The 16,338-nt window shown below is 65.8% G+C and carries 16 protein-coding genes; 6 read left to right on the top strand and 10 right to left on the bottom strand.

Annotated elements, in window-relative coordinates; translation table 11 throughout:
- Positions 1-63: 63 nt before the first annotated feature.
- The 5 genes from QO058_RS14770 to QO058_RS14795 all read right to left on the bottom strand — a co-directional run bounded on the left by QO058_RS14770 (position 64) and on the right by QO058_RS14795 (position 3,808).
- Positions 64-1,011 carry an electron transfer flavoprotein subunit alpha/FixB family protein gene (locus QO058_RS14770; RefSeq protein ID WP_284167083.1) on the bottom strand — a complete coding sequence of 316 codons (948 nt, stop codon included), beginning with the start codon at positions 1,009-1,011 and terminating at the stop codon, positions 64-66.
- Positions 1,011-1,757 (bottom strand): electron transfer flavoprotein subunit beta/FixA family protein, encoded by a 747-nt coding sequence (locus tag QO058_RS14775; protein WP_284167084.1) that lies wholly within the window; start codon positions 1,755-1,757, stop codon positions 1,011-1,013. The genes QO058_RS14770 and QO058_RS14775 overlap by 1 nt, the downstream gene beginning before the upstream one ends.
- A 7-nt stretch (positions 1,758-1,764) precedes the next feature.
- Entirely contained in the window at positions 1,765-2,511 is a 747-nt protein-coding gene (locus QO058_RS31440) for a rhomboid family intramembrane serine protease (RefSeq protein ID WP_432211935.1), read from the bottom strand.
- A gap of 87 nt (positions 2,512-2,598) precedes the next feature.
- Positions 2,599-3,180 (bottom strand): cob(I)yrinic acid a,c-diamide adenosyltransferase, encoded by a 582-nt coding sequence (locus QO058_RS14790; protein WP_284167085.1) that lies wholly within the window; start codon positions 3,178-3,180, stop codon positions 2,599-2,601.
- Positions 3,181-3,337: 157 nt separating this feature from the next.
- A complete protein-coding gene (locus QO058_RS14795; RefSeq protein WP_284167086.1) occupies positions 3,338-3,808 on the bottom strand; it encodes an Lrp/AsnC family transcriptional regulator in 471 nt (156 codons plus the stop codon).
- A 129-nt stretch (positions 3,809-3,937) separates the two neighbouring features.
- Here QO058_RS14795 and hppD point away from each other — a divergent pair, with 129 nt between their 5' ends.
- Positions 3,938-5,071 carry a 4-hydroxyphenylpyruvate dioxygenase gene (gene hppD, locus QO058_RS14800; protein WP_284167087.1) on the top strand — a complete coding sequence of 378 codons (1,134 nt, stop codon included), beginning with the start codon at positions 3,938-3,940 and terminating at the stop codon, positions 5,069-5,071.
- Between the two features lie 167 nt (positions 5,072-5,238).
- Entirely contained in the window at positions 5,239-6,564 is a 1,326-nt protein-coding gene (locus QO058_RS14805) for a dicarboxylate/amino acid:cation symporter (RefSeq protein ID WP_284167088.1), read from the top strand.
- Between the two features lie 4 nt (positions 6,565-6,568).
- Here the strand turns inward: QO058_RS14805 and QO058_RS14810 are convergent, their stop codons facing one another.
- Positions 6,569-7,435, bottom strand: a complete 867-nt coding sequence (locus QO058_RS14810; protein ID WP_284167089.1) for a LysR family transcriptional regulator — start codon at positions 7,433-7,435, stop codon at positions 6,569-6,571.
- A 268-nt stretch (positions 7,436-7,703) separates the two neighbouring features.
- Here QO058_RS14810 and QO058_RS14815 point away from each other — a divergent pair, with 268 nt between their 5' ends.
- A complete protein-coding gene (locus QO058_RS14815) occupies positions 7,704-8,600 on the top strand; it encodes a DMT family transporter (RefSeq protein ID WP_284167090.1) in 897 nt (298 codons plus the stop codon).
- 168 nt (positions 8,601-8,768) lie between these two features.
- Positions 8,769-9,212, top strand: coding sequence for a hypothetical protein (locus QO058_RS14820; RefSeq protein ID WP_284167091.1), 444 nt, complete (start codon positions 8,769-8,771; stop codon positions 9,210-9,212).
- An 84-nt stretch (positions 9,213-9,296) separates the two neighbouring features.
- Here the strand turns inward: QO058_RS14820 and QO058_RS14825 are convergent, their stop codons facing one another.
- On the bottom strand, positions 9,297-9,854 hold the full coding sequence (locus QO058_RS14825; protein ID WP_284167092.1) for a dihydrofolate reductase family protein: 558 nt from the start codon (positions 9,852-9,854) through the stop codon (positions 9,297-9,299).
- Between the two features lie 111 nt (positions 9,855-9,965).
- On the opposite strand from QO058_RS14825, the gene QO058_RS14830 reads away from it, so the two are divergent.
- Positions 9,966-10,484 carry a winged helix-turn-helix transcriptional regulator gene (locus QO058_RS14830; RefSeq protein WP_284167093.1) on the top strand — a complete coding sequence of 173 codons (519 nt, stop codon included), beginning with the start codon at positions 9,966-9,968 and terminating at the stop codon, positions 10,482-10,484.
- A 94-nt stretch (positions 10,485-10,578) separates the two neighbouring features.
- Positions 10,579-11,088: a hypothetical protein gene (locus QO058_RS14835; RefSeq protein ID WP_284167094.1), complete on the top strand. Its 510-nt coding sequence runs from the start codon at positions 10,579-10,581 to the stop codon at positions 11,086-11,088.
- A gap of 43 nt (positions 11,089-11,131) precedes the next feature.
- On the opposite strand, the gene QO058_RS14840 is transcribed toward QO058_RS14835, so the two are convergent.
- The 3 genes from QO058_RS14840 to QO058_RS14850 are packed head-to-tail and all read right to left on the bottom strand — an operon-like array spanning position 11,132 to position 16,206.
- A complete protein-coding gene (locus QO058_RS14840; RefSeq protein ID WP_284167095.1) occupies positions 11,132-14,356 on the bottom strand; it encodes an efflux RND transporter permease subunit in 3,225 nt (1,074 codons plus the stop codon).
- Positions 14,357-14,368: 12 nt separating this feature from the next.
- Complete coding sequence (locus tag QO058_RS14845) at positions 14,369-15,553, bottom strand: efflux RND transporter periplasmic adaptor subunit (protein WP_284167096.1); 1,185 nt, start codon at positions 15,551-15,553, stop codon at positions 14,369-14,371.
- An 11-nt stretch (positions 15,554-15,564) separates the two neighbouring features.
- Positions 15,565-16,206 carry a TetR/AcrR family transcriptional regulator gene (locus tag QO058_RS14850; protein ID WP_284167097.1) on the bottom strand — a complete coding sequence of 214 codons (642 nt, stop codon included), beginning with the start codon at positions 16,204-16,206 and terminating at the stop codon, positions 15,565-15,567.
- Positions 16,207-16,338 lie beyond the last annotated feature (132 nt).

A 16,338-nucleotide genomic window follows, 5' to 3' on the forward strand; every position in this document is an offset into this window, starting at 1 on the left:
ACGCTTCTGTTCCCGAGGGGAGCTGGCTCGGGCGGCCTTGTGGCCGCCCGCTGCCTGACTTGCTTACTTGCCGGCTTTTTCGAGCTCTTTTTCGAGCTCGGGCATGATGGTGAAGAGGTCTCCGACGAGGCCGTAATCGGCGATCTGGAAAATCGGTGCCTCCTCGTCCTTGTTGATGGCGACGATGACCTTGGAGTCCTTCATGCCGGCCAGGTGCTGGATCGCGCCGGAAATGCCGACCGCGACATAAAGGTCCGGCGCCACGACCTTGCCGGTCTGGCCGACCTGCCAGTCGTTCGGGGCGTAGCCGGCATCGACCGCGGCGCGCGAGGCGCCCATTGCCGCGCCAAGCCGATCCGCCACCGGCTCGATCACCTTGGCGAAGTTATCGGACGAAGCGAGCGCGCGTCCGCCCGAGACGATGATCTTGGCCGAGGCCAGCTCCGGCCGGTCGGATTTGGCGACCTCCTCGCCCTTGAACGACGACGTACCGGGGTTCTCAGCCGCAGCGATCGTCTCGATCGGGGCTGCAGCTGCACCATCGCCGGTCGCGGCGAAGGAGGCGCCGCGCACCGTGATGACCTTCTTGGCATCTGATGACTGCACAGTCTGGATGGCGTTGCCGGCATAAATCGGGCGCTCGAAGGTGTCGGCCGAGACGACCTTGGTGACTTCCGAGACCTGCATCACGTCGAGCAGCGCGGCAACGCGCGGCATCACGTTCTTGCCGGTGGTGGTGCCAGGCGCGACGAGGGCGTCATAGCCGGGCGCCAGCGAGACGATCAGCGCCGCCAGCGGCTCGGCGAGGCGATGCTCGTAAGCCGCATCATCGGCGAGCAGTACCTTCTCGACGCCGTCGAGCTTGGCGGCAGCTTCAGCGACCGCCTTGGCGTTGTGGCCGGCGACCAGAACGTGCACGGGCGCGCCGATGTCCTTGGCCGCAGTCAGCGCCTTGCGGGTGGCTTCGTTGAGGCTGTTGTTGTCGTGCTTGGCGAGCAGCAGCGTAGCCATCAGATCACCCCGGCGGTCTTGAGCTTGGAGACGAGTTCGGCGGCGCTTGCGACCTTGACGCCGGCTGAGCGGCCAGCGGGTTCGGTGGTCTTAAGCACCTTGAGGCGCGGCGCGACATCGACGCCGAGCGTCTCCGGCGTGGTCTCGTCGAGCGGCTTCTTCTTGGCCTTCATGATGTTGGGCAGCGAAGCGTAGCGCGGCTCGTTCAGGCGAAGATCGGTGGTCACGATCGCCGGCAGCTTGAGGGAGACGGTCTGCAGGCCGCCATCGACCTCGCGGGTGACGTCGGCGGAGCCCTCGCCGATCACGACCTTCGACGCGAACGTGCCTTGCGGCCAGCCGAGCAGGGCCGCCAGCATCTGGCCGGTCTGGTTGCAATCGTCGTCGATCGCCTGCTTGCCGAGGATGACGAGCTCCGGGGTCTCCTGCTCGACGATCTTCTGGAGGAGCTTGGCCACCGCGAGCGGCTCGACGATGCCGTCGGTCTTCACCAGGATGCCGCGATCGGCGCCCATGGCGAGGCCGGTGCGGATCGTCTCGGCCGCCTGCGCGGGCCCGACCGACACGACGATCACTTCTGTCGCCTTGCCCGCTTCCTTGAGCCGCAGTGCCTCTTCCACCGCGATCTCGTCGAACGGGTTCATCGACATCTTCACATTGGCCAGCTCGACGCCCGACCCGTCGCCCTTCACGCGGATCTTCACGTTGTAGTCGACCACTCGTTTCACTGGCACAAGTATCTTCATAAGGACGTCACCGGTTATGGAGAGATGCGATCGGGCGCCGATCCGCCGGCCAAGCGATGACCGGCATCGCGGCGCGCGGCTGAAATGCGGACGGACCGTAGCGACGGGGATTTGGGCTTGTCAACGCCATGAAAGTCACGGCTTGCCCCGTACGACGCCCCCAAACAGACGTAGCTCGCGCCTGATCAGCAGCGGCGTCAGCGCCGCTCCGGCACCAAGCCCGCCGAGATGCGCCCACCAGCCGACAGCCCCTTGCTGGTCGAACAGCGCCGAGAGCAGCTGAAACAGGATCCAGGCACCGAGGGCATACATCGCCGGGATGTGCAGCGGGATCCATTTGAAGGCGAGGGCCCCAGATCCGCACGCGCGGATAGAGCATGAGATAGGACGCGATCACGCCGGAGATCGCGCCGGATGCACCAATCAACGGCTGCTCCGATTCGGGGTTCATCAGCGCGTGCAGCAGTGCCCCTGCCATGCCGCAGAGCAGGAAGAAGACGAGGAAACGCAGATGCCCCATCGCATCCTCGACATTGTCGCCGAAGACCCAGAGAAACAGCATGTTGCCGATCAGATGCGCGAAACTGGCGTGCAGCATGATGCCGGTCATGAGCGTCAGCCAGGCCGGGGCCCTCAGCAGTTCCGGCGGCAATTGCGCTTCGCCGAACAGCACCGCTGGAATCGTGCCGAAACCGGCCATGACCGCGATCTCGCTCGCCTCGCTGGTCCAGTACATCAGCGCAAGGCGCAGCACGATGCAGATCGCGATCAGCGCATGGGTGACATAGGCGACACGGATGAAGCGCATCGGCACGCCGTCATGCAGTGGCACGAACATCGGTTAGCGGTTCTGTCCGGGCGTCCAGAGCACGTCGCCCCCTGCCCTGGCATTGAGGTGTCGGGAGGCGACGAAGAGAAAATCCGAGAGGCGGTTGATGAACTTCAACGCCGGTTGGGCGACGCTCTCGCCCTCGCCCTGCGACAATTCGACCATCAACCGCTCGGCCCGCCGGCTGACCGTGCGGGCAAGATGCAGGTGCGCGGAGCCCGGCGTGCCGCCCGGCAAGACGAAGGAGCGCAGCGTCCCGAGCGGCCGGTTGAGCCGGTCGATCTCAGCCTCAAGGCGATCGACCTGCGCCTGCACGATGCGCAATGGCTCGAAGGCCGGCTTCTCGCCGGTATCGGGCGAGGCGAGCTCCGCGCCGAGATCGAAAAGATCGTTCTGGATGCGCCCGAGCATCGCATCGAGTTCCGGGTCCTCGCTCGCGCAAGGCAGGCGAGCAAGGCCGATGCAGGCATTGGTCTCGTCGACGGTGCCATAGGCGGAGACACGCAGGTCGAACTTGGCCCGGCGCGCGCCGGAAGCAAGCGCCGTGGTGCCGTCGTCGCCAGTGCGGGTGTAGATGCGATTGAGAACGACCATGACCACGTTATAGAGCGGGATGCGAAAAAGTGGGAACCGGTTTTTTCGCTCCCAATCCCGCTCTAAACTCTTAGAATCGATCACGTTTATGATTTTGGATCGAGCCGATCCAAAATCATCGTGATCTGGCGCCGTAACGTCGGCGGAAGGGGCATCCTCACACCATCGGCAAGGGCAAAAGTCCCGGCTCCTTCAGCGTCTCCAGCGCGATCTCCGAGCGCACCCGCGCCACGCTCTCATGCGGCAGCAGCACCTCGTTGACGAGGCGCGCCAGCTCCTTGAGGTCGCCGACCGCGACTTTCAGCATGTAGTCGGCCTCGCCGGTGAGCGCATGCGCCTCGAGCACGGCCGGCGTCAGCTTCACCAGGTCGCGAAAGCGCCGGGCATTGTCGCGCGAATGGGTGTTGAGCGCGACATGGATGAAGACGGTGACGGAGAGCCCGATCGCCTCAGGATCGATCAGCGCGCGATAGCCGCGGATCGTGCCCGCCTTTTCCAGCACCTGGCGCCGCCGCGAGACCTGGCTGGCGGAGAGGCCGACGCGCTCGGCGAGGGCGCCATTGGTCAGCGAGGCATCCTTCTGCAGGGCTTCGAGCAGGCGCCAGTCGAAAGCGTCGAGTTGCGGCATTCCGTGAGCCTTCCTGCGCTTTCATGCACGAACCGTGCGAATTCAACCCGAGGATCCAGGGTTTTGCAAACCTTTTGCCATTCGAATGCGCGAGGATCGGTCAACCAGGCATTCTCAGGAGGACACCGCATGGGACCGTTTCCTCACGACGCCGAGCCGCCGGCCATTTCCGACGCCAACCCGATGGGCACCGACGGCTTCGAATTCGTCGAATACGCCCATCCCGAGCCCGAGAAGCTCGGTGAGCTCTTCGAAACCATGGGCTTCACCAAGGTCGCCAGGCACCGCTCCAAGAAGGTGACGCTCTATCGCCAGGGTGACGTCAATTTCATCGTCAACGCCGAGCCGGATTCCTTCGCTCAAGGCTTTGCCGCCGAGCATGGCCCCTGCGCCTGCGCCATGGCCTTCCGCGTCGTCGATGCCAAACATGCTTTCGGGCGCGCGGTGTCGCTCGGCGCCGAGCCCTATGAAAGCAAGGTCGGCCCCGGCGAGTTGCAGATCCCGGCGGTGAAGGGCATCGGCGGCTCGCTGCTCTATTTCGTCGATCGCTATGGCGAGAAGGGCTCGATCTACGACGTCGACTTCGAATGGCTCGGCGAGGGCGATCCGCATCCCGAGCAGGCCGGGATGTATTATCTCGACCACCTCACCCACAACGTCCAGCGCGGCCGCATGGACCATTGGGCTGGCTGGTATGGCGAACTCTTCAATTTCCGCGAGATCCGCTTCTTCAACATCGAGGGCAAGCTGACCGGCCTGATCTCGCGGGCGCTGACTTCGCCCTGCGGCAAGATCCGTATCCCGATCAACGAATCCCTCGACGACAAAAGCCAGATCGAGGAGTACCTGCGCCAGTACAAGGGCGAGGGCATCCAGCATGTCGCACTCGGTGCCCGCGACATCTATGCCAGCGTCGAGCAGCTCCGGCAGAACGGCCTGCCCTTCATGCCTTCGCCGCCCGAGACCTATTACGAGAAGATCGACGGCCGCGTCCCGAACCATGGCGAGCCGGTGCCACGGTTGAAACAGAATGGCATCCTGATCGACGGCGAGGGCGCGGTCGCGCTCGGCGAGAAGGCCGGCCGGATGAGCAAGGTTCTCCTCCAGATCTTCTCCGCCACGGTGGTCGGGCCGATCTTCTTCGAGTTCATCCAGCGCAAGGGCGATGACGGCTTCGGCGAGGGCAATTTCCGCGCTCTGTTCGAGTCGATCGAGGAAGACCAGATCCGCCGCGGCGTGCTGAAACCGCAGGCGGCGGAGTAGCGTATTCGCCCTGCGATGACTTGCAGCCTTCTCCCGCGCACATGGGAGAAGGCTCTCGCTTTCAAGTGATCGTCATGGCTTTGACCTGATCTTGCCGCTTCCCGGGAATGGGCGTAGCCCTTTGTTGACGCGCCGCTCCAACGGGCGCGCAGCAAGGGGAAGCGACCATGGCGACAGCGTCGGCAGAGGTCTTGCGGGGTCATCAAGGCCCATGGTGGACCCATCTTTATGTTCAGGTGCTGACCGCGATCGCCATCGGCGTGCTGCTCGGCCATTTCTACCCCCAGACCGGCGAGGCGATGAAGCCGCTGGGCGACGCCTTCATCAAGGCGATCAAGATGATCATCGCGCCGATCATCTTCCTCACCGTCGTCCACGGCGTCGCCTCGATGGACGACATGAAGAAGGTCGGCCGGGTCGGCCTGAAGGCGCTGATCTATTTCGAGGCCGTCACCACCCTGGCGCTGATCGTCGGCCTCGTCGTGGTCAATCTCTGGAAGCCGGGCGCCGGCATGAACGTCGATCCCTCGACGATCAACACCGCAGGCATCGCCGCCTTCACCGCCAAGGCGCATGACCAAAGCACCCTCGCCTTCCTGATGGGGATCATCCCCGACACGGTGGTCGGCGCCTTCGCCAATGGCGAGATCCTGCAGGTGCTGTTCTTCGCGCTGCTCTTCGCCTTCGGACTGCAGATGCTCGGCGAGCGCGGCAAGGCGGTGCTGCATTTCATCGATGACATCGCCCAGATCTTCTTCAAGATCGTCGGCATCATCATGAAGGCCGCCCCGATCGGCGCCTTCGGCGCCATGGCCTTCACCATCGGCAAGTTCGGCGTCGGGACCCTGCTCTCGCTCGGCTCGTTCATGGCCGCGTTCTACACGACCTGCCTGATCTTCATCTTCCTGGTGCTCGGCACGATCGCGCGGCTGACGGGCTTCTCGATCCTGAAGTTCATCGCCTTCATCAAGGAGGAACTGCTGATCGTGCTCGGCACCTCCTCTTCCGAGAGCGTGCTGCCGCGCATGATCGCCAAGATGACCCATCTCGGCTGCAAGGAGAGCGTGGTCGGCCTGGTCATCCCGACCGGCTATTCCTTCAACCTCGACGGCACCTGCATCTACCTGACCATGGCGGCCGTCTTCCTGGCGCAGGCGACCAATACCGACCTGTCCCTGTCGCAGGAGATCGGCATCATCGCCGTGCTGCTCCTGACGTCGAAGGGCGCGGCCGGCGTCACCGGCTCAGGCTTCATCGTGCTGGCGGCGACGCTCGCCACGGTCGGCCATATCCCGGTCGCCTCGATCGCGCTGATCCTCGGCATCGACCGCTTCATGTCGGAAGCGCGCGCGCTCACCAACCTGATCGGCAACGGCGTCGCCACCATCGTCGTCTCGAAATGGGAGAACTCGCTCGACGAAAACCGGATGCAGCGCATCCTCGCCAAGGAAACCGGCTTCGACGCCGACGAGCCGGAGCGGATCGCGGTCTAGCTTTTCACGCCGCAAGGCGCGGCGCCGCCATCGCTTCCCGCAGCGCCTGCGCGAAATGACGCGCGGCGATACTCGCCTGCGGCGCAATCACCAGCGCGACCGAGAGCTCGAACAACGACGGCAGGTTCTCGGACGGCTCCAAGCGACGCAATGACGCCGGCGCGGCGCTCTCGGTGATCGCGGTGACGCAGAGGCCCGCTTCCACCGCCGAGAGCAGGCCGGCCATGTGCGATGACGAGAATACCAGCCGGTGCGGCCGCTCCGCCGCCTGCAGCGCATTCAGGATGCGCGGACGCGCCCGGCAGCCCTCGTTGAACAGGCCGAGCGGCAGCACTTCGCTGAGCTCCGGCCGGTGGCCACGGGCCGCGACCCAGACCAGCGGCTCGCGCCTGAGGCGCTCGCCCTTCGGCCGGCCGGGGTCCTGCGTGATGACCGCAAGGTCGAGCTCGCCCGCTGCCACCGCCGGCTCGATCCGCTTCGAGAGCTCGCAATGCACCTCGATCTCGACGCGCGGATGCTCCTCGGCGAAGCGCACGATCAGCGGCCTGAGGTAAGCGTCGACATAGTCGTCCGGCAGGCCGATGCGCAGGCGGCCCACGGCCTTGTCGCCCTCGAGCTCGGCCCGCGCCTCGCGCTCGATCGCGAGCAGGCGGCGGGCTTGGGCGAGCAGGCGCTCGCCGGCCTCGGTCGGCGTAACGCCACGGCGCGAACGTTCCAGCAGCTGCCTGCCGAGCGCAGCCTCCAGATCCTGGATACGGCCGGACACCGCTGATTGGGTGCGCCCGAGCCTCGCGCCGGCCGCGGTGAAGCCGCCGGTCTCGGCGACGGCGACGAGCATGGCCAGAGCATCGAGATCGAGATGGGTCGACATCATCGCTCCAACGGAAATGACGATAGATGAATCAGAATAATCCGTTTTTCCGATTGCCGGAAGCGCCTTATATTCTGGGGGAGTAGGTTGACCGTCCTTCCAAACAGGCCGTGTAGCGGCGCAGCTCCGAAATCCATCAGGAGGCATAAAATGCCTAGGGTGGATTCCGGCGCTTGGCTGCGCTTCGGCCGGGATGACGGCGTCCTGTCGCAATCGGTCAATCCTGGCCGCTACCGAAAGCCGTCCGATGTCCGCCCCGAGCCTTGCCGTGCCAGATCGTCCGACCACGCCGGCGCTCGCCATGTTCCTGGCGCTGCTGCTCGGCGCAACCTGCATCGGCTTCTCCGGCATCTTCGTGCGCTTCGCCGATGTCGGCCCGGCTGCCGCCGGCTTCTGGCGCATGGCCTTCGCCCTGCCGGTGCTCGCCGCCTGGATGGCTCTGGAGGATCGCGGCGGCACCGCGGATCGCGTCAGATCCGGCGCCATGCTGCCGATCGCGCTTGCCGGCCTCGCCTTCGGCGTCGATGTCGTTCTCTACAATGCCTCGATCGGCTTCACCTCGATCGCCAATGCCTCGCTGCTCGGCAACCTCTCGCCAGTCGGCGTCATCCTCGGCGGCTGGCTGCTGTTCCGCGAGAAGCCGACGCGGCGCATCCTCGGCGCGCTGCTGCTCGCGGTCGGCGGCGCCGGCCTGCTGGTTTTGCCGAAACTGTCGGGAAGCGCAGTGACGCCGCTCTCCGGCACCGGCCTGTTCGGTGACGGCCTCGCCATCGGCGCCGCCTTCTCCTACGCGGCCTATATCCTCGCCGTGCGCCGTGCCCGCAACCGCGCTGCCGCCGGCCGTATCAGCCTGATCTCCAGCACCATCTGCGCCGTGTTCTGCCTCATTGCAGCACTCGGCCTCGGCGAGACCATCCTGCCGCAGAGCCTCACCGGCTGGCTCGCCGTCGCCGCGCTCGGCCTGGTCTCGCATGCCATGGGCCAGGGCCTGATCACGCTGGCGCTCGGCCATTACGGCGCCAATGCCGCCTCGCTGGTCATGGTCTGGCCGGCGCTGGTCTCGGTGCTGGCAGCCTGGGCGATCTTCGCCGAGCAGCCCTCGCCTGCGCAGGCTTTTGGCGGCGTCGCGATCCTGGCGGCGGTACTGATGGTGCGGAAGGGCTGAAACCAGCCTCGAACCATGCAACTGCATGGCGACGGGAGCGGGTTAGCCCCTCGCTTTCCGCCGTCGGCGTGTTGAATTGACGCAATGCAAACTAAAATGCCGTTTGACCGCTGATATTTCCGGCGCAGAGTTCGATCAGCCTCATTCTGAGGCGGGGGAGAACTAGCCATGATCGCTCGGGTTTCTGCTTTAATCTTCACTTGCCTCTTAGTCAGCGCTCCAGCCGGCGCACAGTCGCGGCAGTTCGGTCCGGCGACCGGAACCGTCTCCATCCGGCAGGTGCAGGTCGCCTTCATCGGCTCTGGCGCGATCGGCGGCGGCACGCTCCGCTTCAACAAGCGCAATTACGACATCACCGTCGGCGGCCTCGGCATCGGCGGCATCGGCGCCTCGCGCCTGACCGCGACCGGTTCGGTCTACCGCCTGGCCAATGTCGAGGATTTCACCGGCGCGTACATCCAGATTCGCGAGGGCTGGGCGATCGGCGACGAGGGGCGCGGCACCCTCTGGCTCCGCAATGCCAAGGGCGTGGTCATGCGTCTCGCCACCAAGCGCCGAGGCCTGCAGCTCTCGCTCGGCGCCGATGGCGTGCTGATCGGCTTCAAGCAATAGATCGCCGCGGCCACGCAGGGCCGGCAGGTGGACGCTGCGGAGGGTTGGGGCTCTCCATCCCGTCCGCAGCGGATCGCCATCCCATCAGTTTGCCGGCGCGTAGCGCAGGATCACTGTGCCGTTCTTGAGCGGCCGGCTCTCCAGCAGATCGAGCTTCTGCTGCTCGCTGCCGGGCTTGAAGAACGGCGTGCCCGCGCCGAGCCGCAGCGGCACCACCGCCAGCATCAGCTCGTCGATCTGCTTCGCCGCCAACAGCGTGTCGATCAGCTCGGCGCTGCCGAAGACCAGGACGTCCTTGCCCGGAACAGCCCGCAGCTTGGCAATTTCGCCAACGATATCGGCGGTCACCCGCGTATTGTTCCAGTCCGAGCTCGTAACGCTGCGCGAGGCGACGAGCTTGGGCAGCGCGTTCATATAGCGCGTGACCTCGCCGTCCTCGGCGGTGGCGCTGGTCCAGTGCGCCTTCATCCCGTCATGGGTGACGCGGCCGAAGACGAGGCATTGGGCGCGCTTGCCGAATTCCTTGCTGAGCGCGTCGAGCTCCTCACCCCAGGCTTCGTTGTGGAACGAGAGATCCCACTTCTCAGTGCCCTCGAAATATCCGTCCAGTGTCACGAGGTTCCAGGCGATCACCTTGGCCATCACATCCTCCATGCAGGCGCCATCGCGGCGCCGTCAAAACCGCTTGCGATTTGCAAGCAGTTGGCTTCTAGCGAAACCGATTGTAGAATGCAAGCGGTTTTGGAGATACACATGCGAGAGACCGGCCGCTCGGGCTGCCCGATCAATCTGACACTGGAAATCCTCGGGGATCGCTGGAGCCTGATTGTCCTGCGCGACATGATGTTCGGCAATCGCCGGCATTTCCGCGAACTGCTGGCGAAATCGGACGAAGGCATCGCCTCGAACATCCTCGCCGACCGGCTGAAGCGGCTGCTCGAAAACGGCCTGATCTCGCGCCGCGACGACGCCTCCCACAAGCAGAAGGGCATCTACAGCCTGACCGAGATGGGAATCTCGCTGGTGCCGGTCTTCGCGGCCATGGCCGACTGGGGCCGGCGTTTCCTGCCGGTGACGCCGGAGATGTCGATCCGCGCCGAGATCCTGGCCGAGGGTGGCCCGGCGCTCTGGCAGAAGTTCATGGCGGAGCTGCGCTTCCTCCATCTCGACGCGCCGCGACCGGCCCAATCCGTGCTCGACGAGCTGACCGAGGCCTATCGCTGCGCGGTGGAGCGCAAGCGCATGGCCGACGCCGAGCCGGAAGCGGTGTGAGGTCCGCCGATCGGGCCATCTCGCAGGCAGAATGATCAAAACCCCTCCGGAGACGTTTAGCCGGCAGGAGGACATGATCATGACGCGACATCGCATGACGAAGGCGCTCGCCGCGGCGGCGCTGTTGGTGCTGGCCCAGCCAAGCGCCGCACAGCAGGACACTGGCAGCAGCGAAGCGAGTTTCCTGAGTTCCCTCGAAGGCCGCTTCAGCGGCAATGGCACGCTCCAAAACGCCGGCGGCACCAGCCGCTCGCTGAAATGCCAATTCGATGGCGACCAGCAGGACTCTCGCCTGAGTCTCGACGGCAGTTGCACCACCGCGGCCATCCTCAGCGCCACCATCAAGATCGAGCTGCGCCACGATCCGAAAACCGGCCGCTATGCCGGCACGTTCAAAGAGAGCACCGGCACAGTAGCGAACCTCGCCGGCACGCGGCAGGGCCAGCGACTGACGCTCGCCTTCAACGAGACGGCAGAAAGCGTCCGCCCGAACCCGCCCGCGACCCTGACGATCTCGCGCCAGCAGGATGGTGTGGCGCTGACGCTGCGTGGCAGCCAGCCGGGACAGGGACAGAATCTCGACCTGTTGCTGAAGGAGAATTGATCCGCCAATAAACAGAGCCCGCCCCGAGGCAGGCCCTTGGTTCTTACTCCGCCGCCAGCCTAGGCGGCGGTAGCTTGCCCGCCATCGCCTTGGCGCTGGCTTCGCCGGGGGTCTCCTCGTCGCTCATCGGAGCCCAGCTGCTTTCGTCCTCGGCCTTGCCGAGGAAGCGGCCGAAGATCCAGCCGGTCAGCCGGCCGAGATCGTCCATCACCACATAGAAGGACGGCACGAAGACGAGGCTGAGCACGGTCGAGACGATCAGACCGCCGATCACCGCGATCGCCATCGGCGCACGGAACTCGCCGCCATCACCAACGCCATAGGCCGAGGGCAGCATGCCGGCGGCCATGGCGATCGTGGTCATCACGATCGGCCGGGCGCGCTTGTGGCCGGCTTCGAGCAGCGCCGTCAGCCGGTCCTTGCCGCGCGCGACTTCCTCGACTGCGAAGTCGACGAGCATGATCGCGTTCTTGGTGACGATGCCCATCAGCATCAGCAAGCCGATATAGACCGGCATCGAGACCGGGTTGTGGGTGGCGAGCAGCGCGATCACCACGCCGCCGAAGGAGAGCGGCAGCGAGAGCAGGATGGTGATCGGCTGGAAGACCGAGCCGAACAGCAGGATCAGCACGGCGAGCACCAGCATCAGGCCGGTGGTCATCGCGGTGACGAAGCCCTCGACCACCTCGCCCTGGATCTCGGCGTCGCCGGTGGCGGCGATACGCACGCCCTCGGGCAGGCCGACCTCCTTGACGATCTCCTGGAATTTCTCCTGCGCCGTGCCGAGCTCGAAGCCGCGCTTCAGGTCGGCGCCGATGGCGGCGCGGCGGACGCGATCATAGCGGTCGATCGAGGACGGGCCCTCGCCGAACCCGATCTCGGCCACCGCGGTGAGCGGGATCGAGACACCGGACGTGTTGGTCACACGCAACGCCGCGATGTTGCGGATATCGGTGCGCGCCTGCTCGTCGAGCTGGACGCGGATCGGCACCAGCCGGTCGCCGGCGTTGAACTTGGCGAGGTTGGGGCCGATGTCGCCGATGGTGGCGACGCGCAGCGCCTCCGAGATCGCCTCCGGCGTGACGCCGAGATTGGCAGCCTGCTCCAGCTTCGGCGTGACGCGCATCTCCGGCCGGCTCAGCGAGCCGGCGGTGGCGACGTTCAAGTAGCCGTCGACCTGGCGCATGCGCGCCTCGATCTTCGCCACCGTCTCGTCGAGCGCATCGCCATCCTTGGACAGGATCGAGAACGCCATCTCGCGCTCGCCGCGCTCGTTGACGTACCAGGCGCGGACATCGGGTACGCCAGCCAGCTTCTCGGCGATGGTGACCTTGAGTTCCTTCTGGGGAACGTCGCGCTCGGCCTTCGGCGTCAGCAGGATAAAGACTGAGGCGCGGCGAACCTCGCGCTGCCCGGTCGGTGATGCCCCGCCGAGCACGAAGACGTTCGTGACCTGCGGGATCTCGCGCAGCTTGTCGACGATCTTGTCGGTGGCGACGGTGGTGTCCTCCAGCGTCGCGCCGGGCGGCAATTCGACCGAGGCGACGATGCGGGCGGTGTCCTCCTCCGGGAAGAAGCCGGTCGGCAGCAGCGCCGTCGCCTGGATCGAGATGAAGAGGAAGCCGAAGCCGGTGATCAGCGTGAGATAGGCCGTGTTGAACGGCAGCTTGCGCCAGGTCCGCGAGCCGTCGAAGCGCGGCAGAACCGGGATGCGGCGCTTCCTGAGCGAGGCTTCGAGCAGCCAGCTATAGGCGCGCATCACGAAGCCGTCTTTGGCATCGTGGTGCTTCACCGGCTTGAACAGATAGGCCGCCATCATCGGCGTGATCAGGCGTGCAACCAGCAGCGAGAACAGCACCGCGATCGCGACCGTCAGGCCGAACTGGCGGAAATATTGGCCGGCGATGCCGCCCATGAACGAGACCGGCGCGAAGATCGCGACGATGGTCAGCGTGATCGCGATGACCGCGAGGCCGATCTCGTCGGCCGCCTCCATCGCGGCGCGATAGGGCGACTTGCCCATCTTCATGTGCCGGACGATGTTCTCGATCTCGACGATGGCGTCGTCGACCAGGATGCCGGTCACCAGGGTGATGCCGAGCAGGCTGACCAGGTTGAGCGAGAAGCCGAGAAGCTCCATCGCCCAGAAGGTCGGGATCGCCGACAGCGGCAGCGCGATCGCGGTGATCAGCGTCGCGCGCCAGTTGCGCAGGAAGACGAAGACGACGAGCACGGCGAGCGCCGCGCCCTCCAGCAGCGTTTCCATCGCCGCCTTGTAGTTACCGTGGGTGTAGGCGACGGCGTCGTCGATCGGCTTCAGCGCGATCGTCGGATAGCGCTTGTTGAGGTCGTCGAGCTTGGCCGCGACGACGTCCTTGACCGAAAGCTCGCTCGAGCCCTTGGAACGGAACACGGCGAAGGAGACGACCGGTTGCTTGTTCAGCCGGCCGAAGGCGCGCGGCTCGGAACTGGAATCCTCGACCCGGCCGAGCTCCTTCAGGCGCACCTCGCGTCCACCGGTGAGCTGGATCTTGCTGTCGGCGAGCTCAGCGACGGTCTTCGCGCTGGCGAGCGTGCGGATCGCCTGCTCCTGGCCGCCAACTTCGCCGCGCCCGCCGGCGAGGTCGACATTGGTGGCGCGGATCTGGCGATTGACCTCGCCGGCCGTGGTGCCGAGCGCGAGCAACCGGTCGGGATCGAGCGAGATCCGGATCTCGCGGTCGACGCCGCCATAGCGCTCGACCCGGCCGACGCCTTTCAGCCCCTGCAATTCGCGCGAAACGACATCGTCGACATGCCAGGAAATCTGCTCCAGCGTCATGCCGGGCGAGGAGGCGCCATAGGTCAGGATCGACTGGCCCTCGACATCGATGCGCTGGATCACCGGCTCGTCGATGGTGCGCGGCAGCTCGGCCCTGATCTTGGCGATCGCGTCCTTGACGTCGTTGACGGCGCGGTCGGTGTTGGTTTCGAGCCTGAACTCGACCAGCGTCACCGAGGAGCCGTCGGTCAGCGTCGACATCACATGCTTGACGCCGGTGATGTTGGCGACGGCATCCTCGACGCGCTTCGAAACCTGGCTTTCGAGCTCGGCTGGCGCGGCGCCGGACTGGGTCACCGTCACCGAGACGAAGGGCACGTCGATGTTCGGAAAGCGCGTCACTGGCAGCTTCGAGAACGAAAGCAGCCCGAGCACGCAGAGCACGACGAAGAGCAGGATCGCCGGAACCGGTTTCCGGATCGACCAGGCGGAGAAATTGACGTTCACGCGAGGCTCCCGTCAGTTCGTCGCGATCGGCGTGATCATGTCGCCGTCACGCACGAAGGTGCCAGCACGGGCGACCACGCTCTCGCCCTCGGCGAGGCCGGACGCGATCTCGGCACGCCCGCCGCCGATCAGCCCGAGCGTCACTTTCTTCGTCGTCACTCGGCCGTCCTTGACGGACTGCACCATGGCGCCGCCGCGCGAATAGGTGATCGCCGAAAGCGGCAGGATGATGCTGGTCTTGCGGCCGGTCTCGATCACGCCGCGCGCGAAGGATCCGACGGCGACCGGCGGGTTGTCGATGAGCGAGATACGCAGCCGCCCAAGCCGGGAGGCTTTTTCGACCTCAGGCGAGATCAGGCGAATCTGGCCGGTAAGCGGCTTGTCGGACCCTGCCGGGGTGACGGCAACCGTCTGCCCGATCTTGAGATTGGGCAGCTCGACCTCGGCGACATCGGCCTCGAGCTCGATCGCGCCATCAGCGATGATCCTGAACAGCGGCTCCGCGGCTGCCATCGTCGCCATGGCACCGAGCTTGGCATTGCGGCGGCTGACCATGCCGGCCTTGGGCGCCTTGATCTCGGTGCGCGCGAGCTTGACCTCGATATCGCGCCCCTGGGCCTGGGCCAGCGTCAAGTCGGCCGTGGTGATCGCAAGCGCCTGCTTCATCGAGTTCAATCGCGCCTGGCCGCCGCGAGCCGCGGCGGCGCGCTGGTCGAAGGTCTCGAGGCTCGCATTGCCATTGTCGCGCAAGGCCTTGGTGCGATCGAAGGCATTGTTGGCCTGAACGAGATTGGCCTCGGCCTCGACGATCTGGGCCTTGGCCTGGTCGACCGCCGCCTCGGCGCGCTTGATCTGCGCCTCGTTCTGGGCGCGCTGCACCTCGAGCGTGGTACGCGACAGCCGCGCCAGCACCTGGCCGGCCGCGACACGGTCGCCTTCCTCGGCGAACAGCTCGGTGATGACGACGCCGTCGATCTCGGGCGCGACCAGCACCTCGTCGCGCGCGATCATCGAGCCGGAGACGACGACGCTCTGCACGATCTCGTCGCGCTTGGCCGATGTCACCGTGATCGCCGGGCCGGCGGAAGGCGGCTGGGCGGTGGCGGCAGAGGCCGGAGCCTGGGCGAAGGCTGCTCCGGGCGCGCATGCGAGCGCGATGAGTGGCAGCAGGATCAGGGTTCTGGTCGAGATGGGCATGGTCGGCCTTCTTACGAGGTTTGACCGTCGGCGGGCGGCAGCAGCATGGTCTGCGCCAGTCCCCGCATCGCGGCGAACAGGGTTTCGGCGCCGGCAGCGGCGTCGAAATCGGGATCGACGGCGCGCCGGCAGAAGAAGCCGTCCGCCATCATGAACAACGCCAGCAGGAAGCGCGCTTGATCGAGATTGCTCGGCAACTCGCCGCTCGCCTTGGCGGCCTCGACCGCTGCGCCGAGCCCCTGCTCGACCGTTTCGTCGAAGCCGGCACAGATCTTCGCCATCGCGGGCGCACGAGAGGCTTCCGCCCAGATCTGCAGCGCGATGATCGCCTTCTCGCGCGGCTTGCGCACCATATGCCGGCGGCCGAGCTCATCGAGTTGGTCGAGCAACCGACCCTTGCCCGGATCGAGCCCGGCGAAATCGGCCGCGATCTCCATGCGGTCGCGTTCGCTCATACCGGCGATGATCGCGTCCTTCGAGGAAAAGTAGCGATAGAGATTGCCTGGGCTCATCCCGGCTTCCACGGCGATCTCATTCATCGTCGCCGCATGGAACCCGGCGCGCGCGAAGACGCGCTCGGCCGCATCGAGGATGCGGACATGGCGCTCTGAAGGGCCGCGTTCGGCCGAGAAAGTGGTGACGACCTGCGACATGCTTCTTTTGAAGAATGAGAATGAACGTTCATTCTCATGCCTGAACCTAGCCTGGGAGTCAATCAGCGTCGTCACTAGGAGTTGCATTGCCATAGGAGTATTGACGGAAGATTGCACGAAGCATGCACGGCG

The organism is Bosea vestrisii (assembly GCF_030144325.1).
GTDB lineage: Bacteria > Pseudomonadota > Alphaproteobacteria > Rhizobiales > Beijerinckiaceae > Allobosea > Allobosea vestrisii_A.